This is a genomic window from Polaribacter haliotis (assembly GCF_014784055.1).
In the GTDB taxonomy this organism is placed as follows: Bacteria; Bacteroidota; Bacteroidia; order Flavobacteriales; family Flavobacteriaceae; genus Polaribacter; species Polaribacter haliotis.
This window is the reverse complement of record NZ_CP061813.1, coordinates 2,066,568-2,083,183: the sequence shown is the minus strand read 5'-3', so window position 1 is coordinate 2,083,183 and position 16,616 is coordinate 2,066,568. Positions and strand designations below refer to the sequence as shown.

The 16,616-nt window shown below is 30.8% G+C and carries 15 protein-coding genes; 7 read left to right on the top strand and 8 right to left on the bottom strand.

What is annotated here, in order from left to right:
* Positions 1-190 precede the first annotated feature (190 nt).
* Positions 191-1,876, bottom strand: coding sequence for a single-stranded-DNA-specific exonuclease RecJ (gene recJ / locus H9I45_RS08880; protein WP_088354928.1), 1,686 nt, complete (start codon positions 1,874-1,876; stop codon positions 191-193).
* A gap of 20 nt (positions 1,877-1,896) precedes the next feature.
* Positions 1,897-2,334 (bottom strand): OsmC family protein, encoded by a 438-nt coding sequence (locus H9I45_RS08875; protein ID WP_088354929.1) that lies wholly within the window; start codon positions 2,332-2,334, stop codon positions 1,897-1,899.
* A gap of 136 nt (positions 2,335-2,470) precedes the next feature.
* Between H9I45_RS08875 and H9I45_RS08870 the strand changes: the two genes are divergently transcribed.
* From H9I45_RS08870 to H9I45_RS08860, 3 genes are all read left to right on the top strand, one after another.
* On the top strand, positions 2,471-4,594 hold the full coding sequence (locus tag H9I45_RS08870) for an Ig-like domain-containing protein (RefSeq protein WP_088354930.1): 2,124 nt from the start codon (positions 2,471-2,473) through the stop codon (positions 4,592-4,594).
* Between the two features lie 22 nt (positions 4,595-4,616).
* On the top strand, positions 4,617-5,219 hold the full coding sequence (locus tag H9I45_RS08865; RefSeq protein ID WP_088354931.1) for a carboxymuconolactone decarboxylase family protein: 603 nt from the start codon (positions 4,617-4,619) through the stop codon (positions 5,217-5,219).
* Between the two features lie 176 nt (positions 5,220-5,395).
* Positions 5,396-6,373 carry a hypothetical protein gene (locus tag H9I45_RS08860; protein ID WP_140422769.1) on the top strand — a complete coding sequence of 326 codons (978 nt, stop codon included), beginning with the start codon at positions 5,396-5,398 and terminating at the stop codon, positions 6,371-6,373.
* On the opposite strand, the gene H9I45_RS08855 is transcribed toward H9I45_RS08860, so the two are convergent.
* From H9I45_RS08855 to H9I45_RS08830, 6 genes are all read right to left on the bottom strand, one after another.
* On the bottom strand, positions 6,362-8,086 hold the full coding sequence (locus H9I45_RS08855) for a M28 family peptidase (RefSeq protein WP_088354933.1): 1,725 nt from the start codon (positions 8,084-8,086) through the stop codon (positions 6,362-6,364). The genes H9I45_RS08860 and H9I45_RS08855 overlap by 12 nt on opposite strands.
* A 73-nt stretch (positions 8,087-8,159) precedes the next feature.
* Positions 8,160-9,533: a dihydrolipoyl dehydrogenase family protein gene (locus H9I45_RS08850; protein WP_317043389.1), complete on the bottom strand. Its 1,374-nt coding sequence runs from the start codon at positions 9,531-9,533 to the stop codon at positions 8,160-8,162.
* Between the two features lie 64 nt (positions 9,534-9,597).
* Entirely contained in the window at positions 9,598-9,939 is a 342-nt protein-coding gene (locus H9I45_RS08845; RefSeq protein ID WP_088354934.1) for a HopJ type III effector protein, read from the bottom strand.
* Positions 9,936-10,388 carry a DUF3997 domain-containing protein gene (locus tag H9I45_RS08840; RefSeq protein WP_088354935.1) on the bottom strand — a complete coding sequence of 151 codons (453 nt, stop codon included), beginning with the start codon at positions 10,386-10,388 and terminating at the stop codon, positions 9,936-9,938. Before H9I45_RS08840 ends, H9I45_RS08845 begins: the two co-directional genes overlap by 4 nt.
* Before the next feature lie 6 nt (positions 10,389-10,394).
* Positions 10,395-11,066, bottom strand: a complete 672-nt coding sequence (gene rsmI, locus H9I45_RS08835) for a 16S rRNA (cytidine(1402)-2'-O)-methyltransferase (RefSeq protein ID WP_088354936.1) — start codon at positions 11,064-11,066, stop codon at positions 10,395-10,397.
* A 66-nt stretch (positions 11,067-11,132) separates the two neighbouring features.
* Positions 11,133-11,492, bottom strand: coding sequence for a cupin domain-containing protein (locus tag H9I45_RS08830; RefSeq protein ID WP_088354937.1), 360 nt, complete (start codon positions 11,490-11,492; stop codon positions 11,133-11,135).
* Positions 11,493-11,674: 182 nt separating this feature from the next.
* Between H9I45_RS08830 and aspS the strand changes: the two genes are divergently transcribed.
* From aspS to H9I45_RS08810, 4 genes are all read left to right on the top strand, one after another.
* Positions 11,675-13,429: an aspartate--tRNA ligase gene (aspS, locus tag H9I45_RS08825; RefSeq protein WP_088354938.1), complete on the top strand. Its 1,755-nt coding sequence runs from the start codon at positions 11,675-11,677 to the stop codon at positions 13,427-13,429.
* A gap of 71 nt (positions 13,430-13,500) precedes the next feature.
* Positions 13,501-14,013 carry a GTP cyclohydrolase II gene (locus H9I45_RS08820; protein ID WP_088354939.1) on the top strand — a complete coding sequence of 171 codons (513 nt, stop codon included), beginning with the start codon at positions 13,501-13,503 and terminating at the stop codon, positions 14,011-14,013.
* A 20-nt stretch (positions 14,014-14,033) separates the two neighbouring features.
* Positions 14,034-14,744 (top strand): DUF6503 family protein, encoded by a 711-nt coding sequence (locus H9I45_RS08815; RefSeq protein ID WP_088354940.1) that lies wholly within the window; start codon positions 14,034-14,036, stop codon positions 14,742-14,744.
* Between the two features lie 96 nt (positions 14,745-14,840).
* Positions 14,841-16,616, top strand: a complete 1,776-nt coding sequence (locus H9I45_RS08810; RefSeq protein WP_088354941.1) for a chloride channel protein — start codon at positions 14,841-14,843, stop codon at positions 16,614-16,616.

The following is a 16,616-nucleotide window of genomic DNA, read 5'->3' as shown; positions in this document are numbered from 1 at the left end:
CTCGAAATGACAACATTTTATAAATAGTTAGGAATTGTTTTATTAATGAGTTTGCTAATTTCGGTAGCAATTAAACCACCAAAACTTACGCCTAATAAACAGAATCTTTCTGAAGTATCAATTTTAAGTTAGATATTTAAAAACTCTTTTATCAGCTCCAAGACCACTTATTCCATAGATTTTCATACTCCTATTTAATATCCTTCAACAACAATTGCACAGTTTTATAACCATTCCATTCGTTTTCGTCTAAAGCATACACAATATCAAATTCGTCTTGTACAAACTCTATTTTATCACCTAAATTAAAACCAATTGCATTGTAGGTTTTTTTATTATCACCTTGAAAAACATTTAATTTTAAATGCGTTTTATCTGCACCTACTTGTTTTCCATAACCATTATCTCTAACACAAGTAGACTTAAAATTCGGTTTCATATTCATTGGTCCAAAAGGCGCCATTTGCTGAATAATTCGAAAGAATTTATCTGTAATTTCTGATAAATCTATTTCTGCATCAATCGAAATTTCTGGCGTTAGCAATTCTTTGTCAATCGTTTTTTCTACAACTTCTTCGAATTTGTTTTTAAAGTTCTCATAATTTTCTGGCAATAAAGTCAACCCAGCAGCATATTTATGTCCGCCAAATTGTTCTATAAATTCGCTACATGCCTCCAATGCGTTATATACATCAAAACCCTTTACAGAACGTGCAGAAGCCGCTAATTTATCGCCACTTTTTGTAAAAACTAACGTTGGTCTATAATATTTTTCGATCAATCTAGAAGCTACAATTCCAATTACACCTTTGTGCCAATCTTCTTGAAAAACGACAGATGTAAATTTGTTTTCTTCTTCGTTATCTATTATTTGTATTAAAGCTTCATTCGTAATTTTCTTATCTAAATCTTTTCTATCAGCATTATTAATTTCAATAGCAGCAGCAAATTCAATGGCTGAATCTAAATCCATTTCTGTTAATAATTCCACAGCGTAATTACCATGTTTCATTCTTCCAGCAGCATTAATTCTTGGCGCAATTATAAAAACAACATCAGTAATTGTAAGTTCCGTTTTTTTAACTTGATGAATAATGGCTTTAATTCCATTTCTTGGTTGAGAATTAATAACTTGCAAACCAAAATAAGCTAAAGTTCTGTTTTCGCCATTCATTGGTACAATATCTGCAGCAATTGCAGTGGCAACCAAATCTAAATAAGGCACAAAATGTTCAATCGTTTGGTTTCTAGAAACTCCCAAAGCTTGTATCAATTTAAAACCAACTCCACATCCACAAAGTTCATCAAAAGGATAATTACATTCTTCTTGTTTTGCGTTTAAAACAGCAACCGCTTTTGGAATTTCTTTACCAGGTTTGTGATGATCGCAAATAATAAAATCGATGTTTTTCTCTTTTGCATAAGCTACTTTTTCAATGGCTTTTATACCACAATCTAAAGCAATAATTAAAGAAAAATCGTTGTCTTCTGCAAAATCGATACCCATATAAGAAACGCCATAACCTTCTGCATATCTATCTGGAATATAAGTTGCAATATTTGGGTGAATCGTTTTTAAATATGAAGAAACTAAGGAAACAGCTGTTGTTCCATCCACATCATAATCGCCAAAAATTAAAATATTTTCGTTGTTAGAAATTGCGGTTTCAATTCTTTCAACTGCCAAATCCATATCTTTCATTAAAAAAGGATCGTGAATATCTTCTAAACTTGGACGAAAATACTTTTTTGCTTCTTCGAAAGTAGTTACATTTCTTTGACAAAGAATGGTAGCAATGGTTTTATCAACCTGCAAGTCATTGGCAAGTTGGGCGACTTTCTCTTTATTGGGTGGTTTTTTTAAAGTCCATCTCATAGCAGTTTTTTAATAGCACATTATTCTTTTAAAGACATATCATGCAAGAATATTTCAATTTTTACATCTGCAAACTGTCTAAACATTTCCATAACTCCACAATACTTTGTTACAGATAAATTTACTGCTTTTTGTATTTTTTCGGGTTGTAATTCGCTGTCTGTAAAGTGATAATCTACTTTTACTTTGTTGTAAAATTTAGGATGTTCGTCTGTTAATTCTGCAGTAACTTCAATTTTAAAATCGGCAACTTTAGCACGCATTTTTTCTAATAAAGAAACAACATCTAAACCAGAGCAACCTGCTAAAGAAGATAGCATTAAAGCTTTTGGAGCAAAACCAACAGTATCTCCATTGTCTTGCGATTTGTCGAACATTGTAAATTTATGTCCACTAGGATTGTCGGTTTCGAATTGCGATTTTTCTGTCCAAACTGTAGTAATTATATTTTTAACCATAAATTATATTTTTTTTAAAATTGAAGTGCTAAATTGGGGTTTCTTACAAAAATAGCAACATCGTTTACAAGTTAAGAATTAAAATGGAGAAATTTTATCAATTGAAAGGGAATCTAATTTTTTATGTACATTATTTATGTCTGTTTTATTTTATGCACAAACTGATACTGCTCCTGTAATTACAGCAAATGGCGACCAAGCTTTTTGTATTGGTAATGCTATAAATATTGTCGAAGATTTTACGATAACAGATTCTGATGATACTGGGATAGAGTTTTTCTTTATTCAAATTTCCTCTGGTTATCAAAATGGTTTCGATCTTTTAGATTTAGGAAGTCATTCAACAATTGATCAAAGTTGGAATTCAAATGAAGGAAAGTTAACTTTATTTTCAAAAGTTTCAGGTACAGAAATGTTGTTTTCAGACTTAGAGGAAGCTGTAAAACAAGTAACTTTTACAACAACTGCAAATACAGTTTCCGAAGAAAAAATATTTTCTTTAACAGCAGACGATAAAAACTACTTAAAAGAAACCGATCATTTTTATGAATTTATTCCAGCACAAGGCATCACTTGGAAGGACGCTAAAATTGCTGCAGAAAATAAGTTTTATTATGGAAGACGAGGCTATTTAGCAACTTTAACTAGCGAAGTTGAAGCAGATTTTGCAGGAAAACAAGCTTCAGGAGCAGGTTGGATTGGTGGTTCAGACGAAGAAACAGAAGGTGTTTGGAAATGGGTAACAGGCCCAGAAGCTGGTGACATTTTTTGGAATGGACAAGTAAATGGTTCTTCTCCTCAAGGTCAATATGCAAAATGGAACAGAAGTGAGCCAAATGATTTTAGAGGAAACAATACAACAGGAGAAGATTATGCACACATAACAGACCCTTCCATAGGAATTAGAGGAGCATGGAACGATTTGCCAAACGTGGGTGGCACAAATTTGTATGTTCCAAGAGGCTATGTTGTAGAATATGGTTCTTTAGGAGATCCTCCATTAAATATTGCAGCAACTTCTCGTATTTATATACCACAGATAATTACAATTACAGAAGCCAATGTTTGCGAAGCTGGAACAGCTACAATTTCCGCAATTCCAAGCGAAGGACAAATTTTAGGGTACACTGCAGCCTCTGGTGGAGATTTATTATTCATAGGAAACAATTTTACCACTACAGTTTCAGAAACCACAACATTTTATGCATCCGTTTCTGTTGATGGTTGTATAAGTTTGCCAAGAACACCCATTAGAATAATTGTAAATCAAAGACCTAATATAACTAATACAGAAAACGATTTAATTTGTTCTGGAACAGCTTTATTAAGTGCAACAGCTTCAGAAGGTGTGGTAAATTGGTACGATTCTTTAACAGGTGGAGAACTAATTCATATAGGAAATACTTATAGAACACCTGTTTTAACTGCAACTGTTTCTTATTTTGTAGAAGCTAATAATTCTAACTGTATATCTTTAAACAGAACTGAGGTAATTGCAGAGGTAGATACTACAATTCCGGTTTTTAATGTAGAAAAAGAAAATGTTGCCTTATGTAAAGATATTGGTTCTGTAGATTTAAAGGTAATAGATGAGCAAGGAATTTATACGTATGTCTGGAAAAAAGAAGGTGTTTTAATAGCAGGGAATACTTCAGAAATAAATATATCAGAAGTTGGAAATTATTCCGTAAAAGCATTTTCGGAAGCAGGTTGCGAGTCTTTGGAAAAAACAATTGTTGTAAAAGAATCTGAAATAGCAAATATTACCAAAGAAGATATTTTAATCATAGACGATTCTGATAATAATTCAATAAATGTAGAAATCCAAAATATAGGCTCTGGAAATTATGAATTTACATTAGATAACGAGTTTGGAAACTATAAAGACAATGGTTTTTTTGAAGGAATATCAACAGGATTACACACCTTGTTTATTAGAGATAAAGGTGGTTGTGGAACTGCTAAATATACTTTCTCGATATTAGAATATCCAAGATTTTTTACACCAAATAACGATACAAAAAATGATTTTTGGAATTTAAAAGGGTATAATAAAGACTTTTATACAGTTACAGATATTTATATTTACAATAGGTATGGAGTAGTTTTATCTAAAATTACACAAGAAAGTGAAGGATGGGATGGAACATATAAAGGGAAATTACTACCTTCCAACAGTTATTGGTTTCAAGCAATTTTAACCGATAAAAACGGCTTGTCTGTAGAGAAAAAAGGAAGTTTTAGTTTAATAAGAAAATAGAAAATTAATAAAATAGAAGCACATGCCATTAGTAACACCTCTTAATGCAGAACACGATTTAGAAACTCAAAAACTTGCAGAGTTTTTTAATGAAACATTGGGTTTTTGCCCAAATTCGGTATTAACGATGCAAAGAAGACCTGCAATTTCTAAAGCATTTATAAATTTAAACAAAGCTGTTATGGCAAATGAAGGTAGAGTAACTTCTGCTTTAAAAAGAATGATTGCTTGGGTTTCGAGTAACGCAACAGGTTGTAGATATTGCCAAGCACATGCAATTAGAGCAGCAGAACGTTATGGAGCAGAACAAGAACAATTAGATAATATTTGGGAATATAAAACGCATACTGCTTTTTCAGATGCAGAAAGAGCAGCATTAGATTTTTCTTTAGCAGCTTCTATGGTACCTAATGCAGTTGATGTAAAAATTAAAGAAGAATTATATAAATATTGGAACGAAGGAGAAATCGTAGAAATGTTAGGTGTAATTTCTTTATTTGGTTACTTAAATAGATGGAACGATTCAATGGGAACTACTTTAGAAGAAGATGCAATAGAATCTGGAAATCAATTTTTGGGAAAACATGGTTTCGAAGTTGGTAAACACAATGGATCTAAATATTAGAGAAAGATAAAAACAAAGAAGCCTTTTCGTTATAAAGAAAAGGCTCCGCTTAAACATTAAAGGTCCCCCAACCTTTTTATTTATCTCAAAAGTAGTTTATTAGGCCATTTATGTTCTTGTAAAATTTACAAAAGCAGAATTTAATTTTTGCAAATTTTGAGAGTATTAAAATGCATATGGAATTAAAAAAGGATAAATTATTTAGATTTATAGAGGGAAAATTATCAAAAAATATCTCTTTAATAGACGATGTTGCAGATGTTTTAGACATAAACTACGATGCTGCTTATAGAAGAGTAAAAGGAAAAACGGCGTTAACATTAGAAGATGGTCTTATACTTTCCGAACATTATAACTTCGATTTAAACACGTTACTTCTAAAAAAAACGAAGGATACAGAAAAGATTATTGTCGAAAAAACACATGAAATTCTCTCCGATAATTTTTTAAATATCTTTTTCGATAAATCTAAAGAAGAAACCCAGCAAGTATTAAATTCAAAAGAAGGGAAAATAATTAATTGTGCAAAAGATTATCCTTTTTATCATTCAGATAATGGTTTCCTAAAGAAATTTAGAATTTTTTTATTTCTAAATATGTTAAGTGAAAAAGCTAAATCGAAGCCAGTTTTATTTTCTGAATTTAATCCTTCTAAGGCAGTATTAGAAAAATACGAAACATTTTTAAATCAATATAGTAAAGTTGCTTTAGTAGAAATTTGGAATGATACAACAATTGATAATATCTTAAATCAAATTCAGTATTTTTTCGAAGTTGGATTAACCACAGAAAAAGAAGCTGTTGCAATTGCAGATGGTTTAATTGCTTCTTTAAGAATGTTAGAAGAGCAAGCAGAAAATCAAAAAAGAAAAGAAAGCGACAACAGTTTTCACTTATATCATAATAATTTAATATCTCTTTTAAATACGGTGCTAATGAAATCCGATTCAGAGAAAAAAGTATTTGTTCCTTACACAAATCTTACTTATTTTAAAGTTGTTGACGAAGAAACAACAAGCCAAATAGAACAACATTTAAAGAAACAATTACAGTTTTCTACAAATATTTCTGGTGAAGCTTCTGTGGAAAGAAAGAAGTTTTTTAATTCGATGTATCAGAAAATTGAAAAGAGAAAGTTGAAATTAAATTTTTAGCTTCTCAATAATTTTTACCGAAATTGAATCAATTGTTTTTTGCGATTTTTCAATGTCAATTTTAATAGAATTTTCATCTGAAACCATATCTTTTGTGGTTGATAAGGATTTTTGATACCAATCATTCCAAGCTGTAATTATTTCGATTTGGGTTGCTAAAGAATCGCCATTATTTATAGCAATTTTACTTTGTTTCAATTCTTCATTTAATCTTTCAATGGCAGATTTTTCTAAATCAGAAATTATATTTTTTGCTGTATTTTCATCAGCATTTAATAAAATATACCCAGAAATTAAAGCTGTTGTTCCTACATTTTTTAAAGTCGTTTTGGACACTTTATCTATTCTATCATTATCTGTATGATAAAACTGATCTGTAAAATGCCAAAACAAAACACTTGGTATATTTTCTCTTAAAAAAGGAACGTGATCACTTCCTCCTTCAAACGGATTTGTACTTACAATCCAATTGGCTCTTTTTCCTTGTGCTTTAAATTTATTAATTAAAAAATCATTTAAATAATGAGGCTTCATTTGTTCCAAACTCATTTTAGAACCTCCCCATTCACTATGTTTATCATTTCCACGCGTCCAAATGGCACTTGGATCTGGCATTTTTTCAATTAGGAAAGTTCCGCCCGTTTTTTCAGTATCTTCTCCAACCATATCCAAAGAAATTCCCCATTTTATATCTTTTGCTCTTATGGAATCTTCTTGCACATATCTTCTTGTTGATACAATTTCATCTCCCCATAAAAAAGTTAAAGTTCTTTTAGGTTGAAATTGTTTTTGATTGATAAATTTCGCAGTTAACGAAGCCATTTCCAAAGCAACACCAACTCCAGTTGCATTGTCATTTGCGCCAGGTTCTTGAATGTGTGCACTAAAAACCAAACGCTCTTTTGGGTTTTCTGTTCCTTTAATATCTGCAACAATTGTCAGCTCTTCAGAAGGATAAATATTCGTTTCAATTTTTACATTTAGCGTAGTTTTTCCTTTTTCTAATGAATTTTTCAAACGTTCTTTTGCTTGGTAAGAAAGTGCAATTCCCCAAGGCTTATTTATAGAATCATGAGGAATGGAACGAAACTGAATAGAAGTCGTATTTTTTTCTGGCTGTAAATAAGAAGGATTGTTATAAGTTATAATTCCAACAGCTTTTCCTTCCACAATTGCCGATTTATAAATTCGATAAGGACTTGTTTCCGCAAAAACAATTTTTCCTTTTACGTTTATTTTATTTATATTTTTAATGTCTTCAATATAAATTACTTCTGCAGAAATCCCTTCTTTTGGAGTGCTGTAAGAATTTAAAGCAATCATATTTCTATTGGTGCTGTGTTGCAACAAAGGTTCTATTTCTCCTTCAATTTTTAAAGTTGCATCTACAGATTCCCAAGTTGGTTTTTTAAGCGGACGTTTTTCAATTCTATAGGTTAAAACATCTTTTTCTGTTGCGTTTTCTTCTAAAACGTATCCTGCTTTTTCTAACTTTTCTGCAATTTTGTAAATGGATTTATTAAAACCAGTATTTCCAACAACTCGCCAATATTTTTCAACAAACGAAGTGGTTTCAAATGCTAAATCTCCAGTAAATTCTTCGTTAATTATATCTGCATAATTTTCTGATGATATTTGTTTTGACTTTTCTTCAGTTTTACATTGAAAAAGTAAGAAAGAAAATAATAAAAGATAGATTAATTTTTTGAGCATAACACAAAGTTTTTTGATGCTTTAAAAATAGTTCTTTTAATTGAAAAAAGTTTCTTCAATTTCACTATTGAAGTTAATCTGGATTTTTCATCATACTTTTTAAATCACTGGAATAAGAAGGATACGTAAAAATAAGTTTTTTAAATTCAGAAACTGTCATTTTCTGGTTGATAGCCATCATAAATATATTAATGCATTCATTCGCTTTTGAACCTAATAAATGCGCACCAACAATAACATCTGTTCTTTCATTGATGATTATTTTGTATGCATAAATACTTTCGTTAGATTTTTTTGCATTGTAAAAATGAGTAGCATCACCTTTATAAATTTTTATGTTTTTATAGGTTTTTTCAGCTTCTTCTTCAGACAGGCCAACAGTTGCCAAATTCGGATACGTAAAAACCACAGAAGGCACTAAAGGATTTAAAAATTCTTTAGAATTTTCCTTAAGTATATTATTCCCAACAATATAGCCTTGCAAGCCAGAAAGTGGTGTTAAAGGAAGCGATTTACTCGAAATATCTCCACAAGCATAAACATTTTTATTGGTTTCATTTTGAAGAAAATCGTTCACAATTATTCCAGTTTTGTCATTTTTTATGTTTGCTTTTTCCAATTCTAACAATTCTGTTGCAGGAACTCTACCTGAAGTATTAAATACAATTCGAGATTTTACAGATTTGGTTTTACCTTTTTGTTTGAATTGAATTCGGACGTTTTTTCTCAACTTTTCTAACGATTCAATTTCTGAATTAAAGTAGAATTTCACGCCGCTTTTTTGCATGTTTTCTACTAATTTATCCACTAAAAAAGCATCAAATTGAGACAAGGCTTGAGTACCTCTATCAATAACATTTACTTTACAACCTAAAGTGGATAGCAAATAACAAAACTCCATTCCAACATAACCTGCACCAATAAATGTGGCTGATTTTGGTAATTTTTTTAAGTTGAAAAAATCGGGACTTGTTTTTAAAAATTGAGCACCTTTAAAATGTAGTTTTCTTGGAGTTAAACCAGAAGCGATTACAAATTTATCTGCGGAAACGGTTTTTCCTTCTACAGTAATTTCATTTTTACTGATAAATTTTGGCGATTGATGATATAAATCAATTCCCAATTCCTTTAAATTTTCTTCTGTTCCTTTTGGAACTTTATCTATAAAAGAGTTTTTAAAATCCAGAATATCTTCCCAATTAATTTTTGGAATTTCTTTAATTCCTAAACCTTTTAATGCTTCTGTTTTCTTGATGATATCTGCAAACTGCAAAATCACTTTTTTAGGGTCACAACCTCTTATAGCGCAAGTTCCACCAAAAGCTTGTTTGTCTGCAATTGCGACTTTCAGTCCGTTTTCAGCACAAATTTTAGCAGTCGTTTGTCCTGCAACTCCACTTCCGATTACAAAAACATCGTAATGTTTAGATTCCATAGATTTTTTCATTTTTATCAAAAATAGCTTAGAATTTAAGTAGATTTTAATGCTAATGAAATAATTGTGGACGGTTTTACTTTAATTCTAAAGCTTCACCTTCAAAAGACAAACCCTCAAAACCAGTTTTCATAAAGTTTCTAATATTCTGGTGAGAATCTCCATTTTCATCTTCTAAAACAGATTTATAATGTTCGCCAAAGCAAAATAAAGTTTCTTCTTTTGTTAATTTTTGAAGTTTTGCAAACGCAAATAATTTACAAGAACCAGAATTTTTGCCAGCGTTGTTTTTTATTTCTCCGTTTGTAAAAGTAGTTGGAGTAAAGTTGTAAAACTCTTCAATTACTTGCATTGTATCTGAAAAAGTAATTGCAGTTGGATTTGATTTTAGTATTGTTTTGAATTGTTGGATGATCATTTAATAGTGTTTTCTTTTAAGATTATTGTGAAATTTAGTTTTTCAGAAATTTTTAATTCTCTCCTTTTTGTTAAGTATTCAGTGAAATTCATTCCCTTACTTTTTTTGGGATTCTTTTCTCTTAAATCTAAAATATGATAAGAAATTAAATCATCTTCTTGAATTCCATTAAGAATTTCAGGGTTTTTATCTTCAAACATGAATTTTGAGTCATTCGTATAACTTTTAGCAATTATAAATTTTTTATTAAAACCAACTGCAAAGACAGTTTCTTCAACAATAACATCAGAATTGTATTCGCCTGTTTCAAAAAAAATCGCAGTCTCATCAATAGAATTATTTCCAAATAAAAAATAACTACTTGGTAAATCCACTTCAACAACTCCTGCTCCAAAATAACAAGATTGAAATAAAACAATTGATAATATTAAAACAATATTTTTTTTCATTAAGTTCTACTTCTTCCCTTCAACTATAACAACAATTTCCCCTTTTGGTGGTTTTGCAGTATAATGTGCCAACACTTCTGTGGCAGTTCCTCTAATGGTTTCTTCAAACATTTTTGTGAGTTCTCGGGAAACAGAAACTCTTCTTTCTGCACCAAAATATTCTACAAAATGCCCTAATGTTTTTACCAATTTATGTGGAGATTCGTAAAAAATCATCGTTCTTGTTTCTTCTGCTAATAAAAGAAAACGCGTTTGTCTTCCTTTTTTAACTGGAAGAAATCCTTCAAAAACAAATTTATCATTAGGCAAGCCAGAATTTACCAAAGCTGGTACAAATGCAGTTGCACCAGGTAAACAATCGACTTCTATATTATTTTCTACACACGCTCTTGTTAATAAAAAACCAGGATCTGAAATTGCTGGAGTTCCAGCATCAGAAATTAATGCACACGTTTCTCCATTCTGAATTCTCTGCACAACACCTTTTACAGATTTATGTTCATTATGCATATGGTGACTGTGCATTTGTGTAGCAATTTCAAAATGTTTTAAGAGTTTTCCGCTTGTGCGTGTGTCTTCTGCTAAAATAAAATCGACTTCTTTTAAAACACGAATCGCTCTAAAAGTGATGTCTTCTAGATTACCAATTGGTGTTGGGACTATATATAATTTACTCATAATTTAAAGTTTTTAGTTTTTAATGTTTAGTGAACTTAAAACTCACAATTCAACACTCAAAACTTTTTATATCGATTCATATTCTTCAACAGTAATATCTGCAATAATATCTCCTGTGTGTTTTATACTTAAAGGTTCAAATAAAACAATATGTACTTCTTCTTTTGCAATAGGTTTGTGTTCTACTCCTTTAGGAACAATGTAAAATTCGCCTTCGTTTAAAGTAATCGTTTTATCACGAAACTCGATATCTAAAGTTCCTTTAATAACCATAAATAACTCGTCTTCATTATCGTGCTTATGAAAAACGAATTCTCCTTTTAATTTGGCTAATAATATTTGTTGTCCGTTTAATTCTCCTATTTTCTTTGGCGACCAATGGTCTGAAAATAAATTGAATTTCTCTTGAATATTAATTACACTCATAAAGACAAATTTACAAAGAATTGGACGGATTCTGCGTTACCGATTGAAGCAATTGTTTGAGCTCTTTTTTGTTTAAAAAAAGCGAGTGCGAAAAGCGGGGCATTTCTGTTTAGAAATGAACGCCCAAAACATTAATATTTAACGGAAAATGATTAATTTCGCAACTTAAATTATTCATAGAAATGTATAGAAGTCATTCTTGTGGCGAGTTAAGAGATTCGCATATAAATACAGAAGTAACCTTAGCAGGTTGGGTACAAAAATCTCGTGATAAAGGGTTTATGATTTGGGTTGATTTACGTGATAGATACGGAATTACGCAATTAATGTTTGATGAAGAACGCACGCCAAAAGAAATGATGGAGAAAGCAAAATCTTTGGGAAGAGAGTTTGTGATTCAGGTAACTGGAACTGTTATTGAGCGTGAGTCGAAAAACAGTAAAATGCCAACTGGAAATGTAGAAGTTTTGGTTTCTAAATTAGAAATATTAAACGCATCTGTAACTCCACCTTTTACTATTGAAGATGAAACTGATGGTGGAGAAGACATTAGAATGAAATACAGATACTTGGATATTAGAAGAAATCCGGTAAAAGACAGTTTAATTTTCCGTCATAAAGTTTCGATGGAAGTTCGAAAATACTTGTCTGATCAAGAATTTATTGAAGTTGAAACCCCATATTTAATAAAATCTACGCCAGAAGGCGCAAGAGATTTTGTGGTTCCAAGTAGAATGAATGAAGGTCAGTTTTACGCATTGCCACAATCTCCACAAACATTCAAACAACTATTAATGGTTGGTGGAATGGATAAATATTTTCAGATTGTAAAATGTTTTAGAGATGAAGATTTACGTGCAGACAGACAACCAGAATTTACACAAATTGACTGTGAAATGGCGTTTGTTGAGCAAGAAGATATTCTAAATATTTTTGAAGGATTAACGCGTCATTTACTAAAAGAAGTAAATAATGTTGAAGTAGAGAAGTTTCCAAGAATGTTATATGATGATGCAATGCGTTTGTACGGAAATGACAAACCAGATATCCGTTTTGGGATGGAATTTGCTGAATTAAATTCAGTTACACAACACAAAGATTTTGGCGTTTTTAACAATGCTGAATTAGTTGTTGGTATTGCTGTTCCTGGAGGAAATTCTTACACAAGAAAAGAAATTGACAATATTATAAAATGGGTTAAAAGACCACAAGTGGGTGCTTTAGGAATGATTTATTGTCGTGTAAATGAAGATGGAACATTCAAATCTTCTGTAGATAAATTCTACGACCAAGAAGATTTAGCAAAATGGGTTGAAGCTACAGGTGCAAAACCTGGAGATTTAGTTTGTGTTTTGTCTGGAGAAACAAATAAAGTTAGAGCACAATTATCTGCTTTAAGAATGGAATTAGCAGAGCGTTTAGGATTGAGAGATCCAAAAATATTTGCACCACTTTGGGTTATTGATTTTCCATTATTGGAATTAGATGAAGAAACTGGACATTATCATGCAATGCATCATCCATTTACTTCTCCAAAACCTGGGCAAATGGAATTATTAGACACAGATCCTGGAGCTGTAAAAGCAAATGCTTATGATTTGGTGTTGAATGGAAATGAAATTGGTGGAGGTTCAATTCGTATTCACGATAAGCAAATGCAAGCAACTATGTTGAAGCATTTAGGTTTTTCTGAAGAAGATGCAAAAGCACAATTTGGTTTCTTAATGGATGCATTCGAATATGGAGCACCACCTCATGGAGGTTTGGCTTTTGGTTTGGATAGATTGGTTGCCATTTTAGGTGGACAAGAAACAATTCGTGATTTTATTGCATTTCCAAAGAATAATTCTGGAAGAGATGTTATGATTGATGCGCCTGCATTTATTGATGACGAACAATTGAAAGAATTAAGCTTGAAATTGAATATTCAGGAATAAATATTTTTGAAATAAAAAAAATAATAAAATCCCATTTTTAATATTAGAATGGGATTTTTTAATACATAAAGATGATTGTAAAATTAGCAGAAACCAACATTAAAACAAAGTTTGGCGAGTTTAAAGAAACGTTGTTTTATAATGGGCAAAAAGAATCTCATGCTTTGGTAATGGGAAATATAGAAGGAGAAGAAGATGTTTTATGCAGAGTACATTCGTCTTGTATTTTTGCACATCACTTTAATAGTATTGAATGTGATTGCAGAGAACAAATGGAAATATCCCAACAAATTATTCAGAAAGCTGGTAAAGGAATTGTTATTTGGTTAGAGCAAGAAGGAAAAGGAAATGGACATTTTGCATTGATAAAAAGTATAGAACACAAGAAAAAAGGTGTTCCACAAGCTGAAGCATATGAAAAAGTTGGTTTTAAAAAGGATGCTAGAGATTTTTCTGTTGCTGCTGAAATTTTACAAGCTTTAAAAGTGAAATCTGTAAAAATGCTAACGAATAACCCCAATAAAGTTTCCACATTAACCGATTTCGGAATTGTAGTTTCTGGAATTAAAAAAACAGAGTTATAGAAAATTTGTACTTTTAAATTATGAAAAAACTAATTACACTTACAATCCTTTTCACTTCAGTAATTTCATTTTCTCAAGAAATTACAGGAAATCAATTATTAGAAAAAGCAATTAAATTTCACGACCCAAATGGAAATTGGGAAACCTTTAAAGGCGAACTTTTTGTAACGATGGAAATGCCTAAAAGCTCTCCAAGAAAAAGTAGAATCAGAATAAATTTACCTGAACAATATTTTTTAGTGAAAGCTGTAAAAGACACAATCGTAACAGAATATGCTATTCATAAAGGCGATTGTAGTATGGCAATTAATGGAAATACAAAACCTTCAGAAAAACTAAAAAAGAAACATGGTTTAAGTTGCGAACGTGCAAATTTGTATAAAAATTACTACACATATTTGTATGGTTTGCCAATGAAATTAAAAGATAAAGGCACAATTATCGATAAAAAAGTAGAAAGAAAAACGTTTAAAGGAAAAGAATATTTAGTATTAAAAGCTACCTATTCCAAAGAAGTTGGTAAAGATACTTGGTACTTTTATTTCGATCCAAAAACGTATGCAATGGAAGTGTATCAGTTTTTTAAAGAAGCAAAAGATAGTGGAGAATATATTTTATTATCTGGTTTAGAAACGATTAATGGTGTAAAAATGCCAAAAAATAGAGCTTGGTATTATAATAAAGACAATGGTTATTTAGGAACGGATATTTTATCAGTAAAAAATAATTAACAATCTAATGTCATTTCGAACGAAATGTAATGAAGTTGAGAAATCTCAAATAACCTGAAAGATTTCTCCATAAAGTCGAAATGACAAAAACAAACAATGCCAACAAAATATAAAATACTAAAAAAGGTTTTAATTTGGAGATATAAATATATTTCTGAAAGACAATTTGTCTATGTTTTAAGTGTTTTAGTTGGGTTTTTAGCAGGTTTAGGAACCTTTATTCTAAAAGATTTAACCTTTATAATTGAAGAGTTATTAGAAGGTAAATTCATTAAAGATTACCATTATTCGCTTTATTTTATCTTTCCAATTATTGGATTGTTTTTAGTGTATTCGATTAAGAAATTTGTCATTAAAAAGGAAATAGGCCATGGAATTTCTACCACTTTACACTCCATTTCCAAAAGAAATGGTATTATAGAACGTTATAAAATGTTTGCTTCCTTAATAACAGCGCCATTAACAGTTGGTTTTGGAGGTTCTGCAGGTTTGCAAGGTCCTGCTGTAAGTACAGGAGCAGCTTTGGGTTCTAACGTTGCACAATTGTTTCACATGAATGCAAAAACCCGAATGTTATTAGTGGGTTGTGCAACTGCTGGTGCAATGTCTTCTATGTTTCAAGCACCAATTGCAGCAATTATTTTTGCTGTGGAAATCTTTAGTTTAGATTTGGCTTTTGCTTCATTAGTTCCACTATTATTGGCATCAGTTTCTGCAGTAATTACAAGTTACTTTTTTGTGGGAACAGATGTTTTATTCGGTTTTAAATTGGTAGATGTTTTTCAAGTTGAAGACATTCCGTTTTACATAGTTTTGGCTTTTTTTACAGGAATTGCCTCTGTATATTTTTCTAAAATGTACTTTGCAATTACTCGTTTTTTTGCACGATTTAAAAGTCCATTTAAAAAACTAATTATTGGAGGAATTGCGATAGGAGTTATGTTGTATTTAATTCCACCTTTGTATGGAGAAGGGTATGGCTTAATCAATAATTTATTAAATGGAGATACAGCAAAAGCGTTGAACGATATTCCATATAATATAGATTTAAATAACGTTTATATGGTTGCTTTGATGTTGCTGATTATTGCAATATTTAAAGCAATTGCAATGACAACTACATTTGCAGCTGGTGGAGTTGGTGGAATTTTTATTCCTACCATTTTTATGGGTTCTGCATTGGGAAATGCGATTGCCAAAATTATAAATCAGTTGGGTTTTTCGGTTTCTGAATCGAATTTTACTTTAATTGGTATGACTGGGTTAATGGCAGGAGTTTTACATGCGCCATTAACTGCAATTTTCTTAATTGCAGAAATTACTGGAGGTTATGAGCTTTTTGTGCCTTTAATGTTGGTTGCTGCCATTAGTTTTGCGTTTACAAAATATTTTATTTCAAATTCAATATATACAGTCGAATTAGCAAAAAGAGGAGAATTGATAACACATAATAAAGATAAAAATGTGTTAATGATGATGCGAATTGATAAGCTAATTGAAACCAATTTCAAACCAATTACACCAGAAATGACATTTGGTGAAATGCTTAAAAAATCGGTTGCAAAATCGAAACGAAATATTTTCCCGGTTTTAGATGAAGAAAAACGTTTTTTAGGAATTGTTTTGTTAGATGATATTCGCCCAATGATGTTCGATCAAACACAATATGAAGTTGCTACTGTTGCCAATTTTATGAAGTCTGCCCCAGAAATTATTTTTCATGATGATACTGTAGAAAAAGTAATGCAGAAATTTAAGGAAAGTAACGCATGGAATTTACCTGTGGTTAAAAATGAAAAGTATATTGGTTTTATTTCTAAATCGAAATTATTAACAGCTTACAGAAATAAGTTGATTGAAGTGACCAGTTAA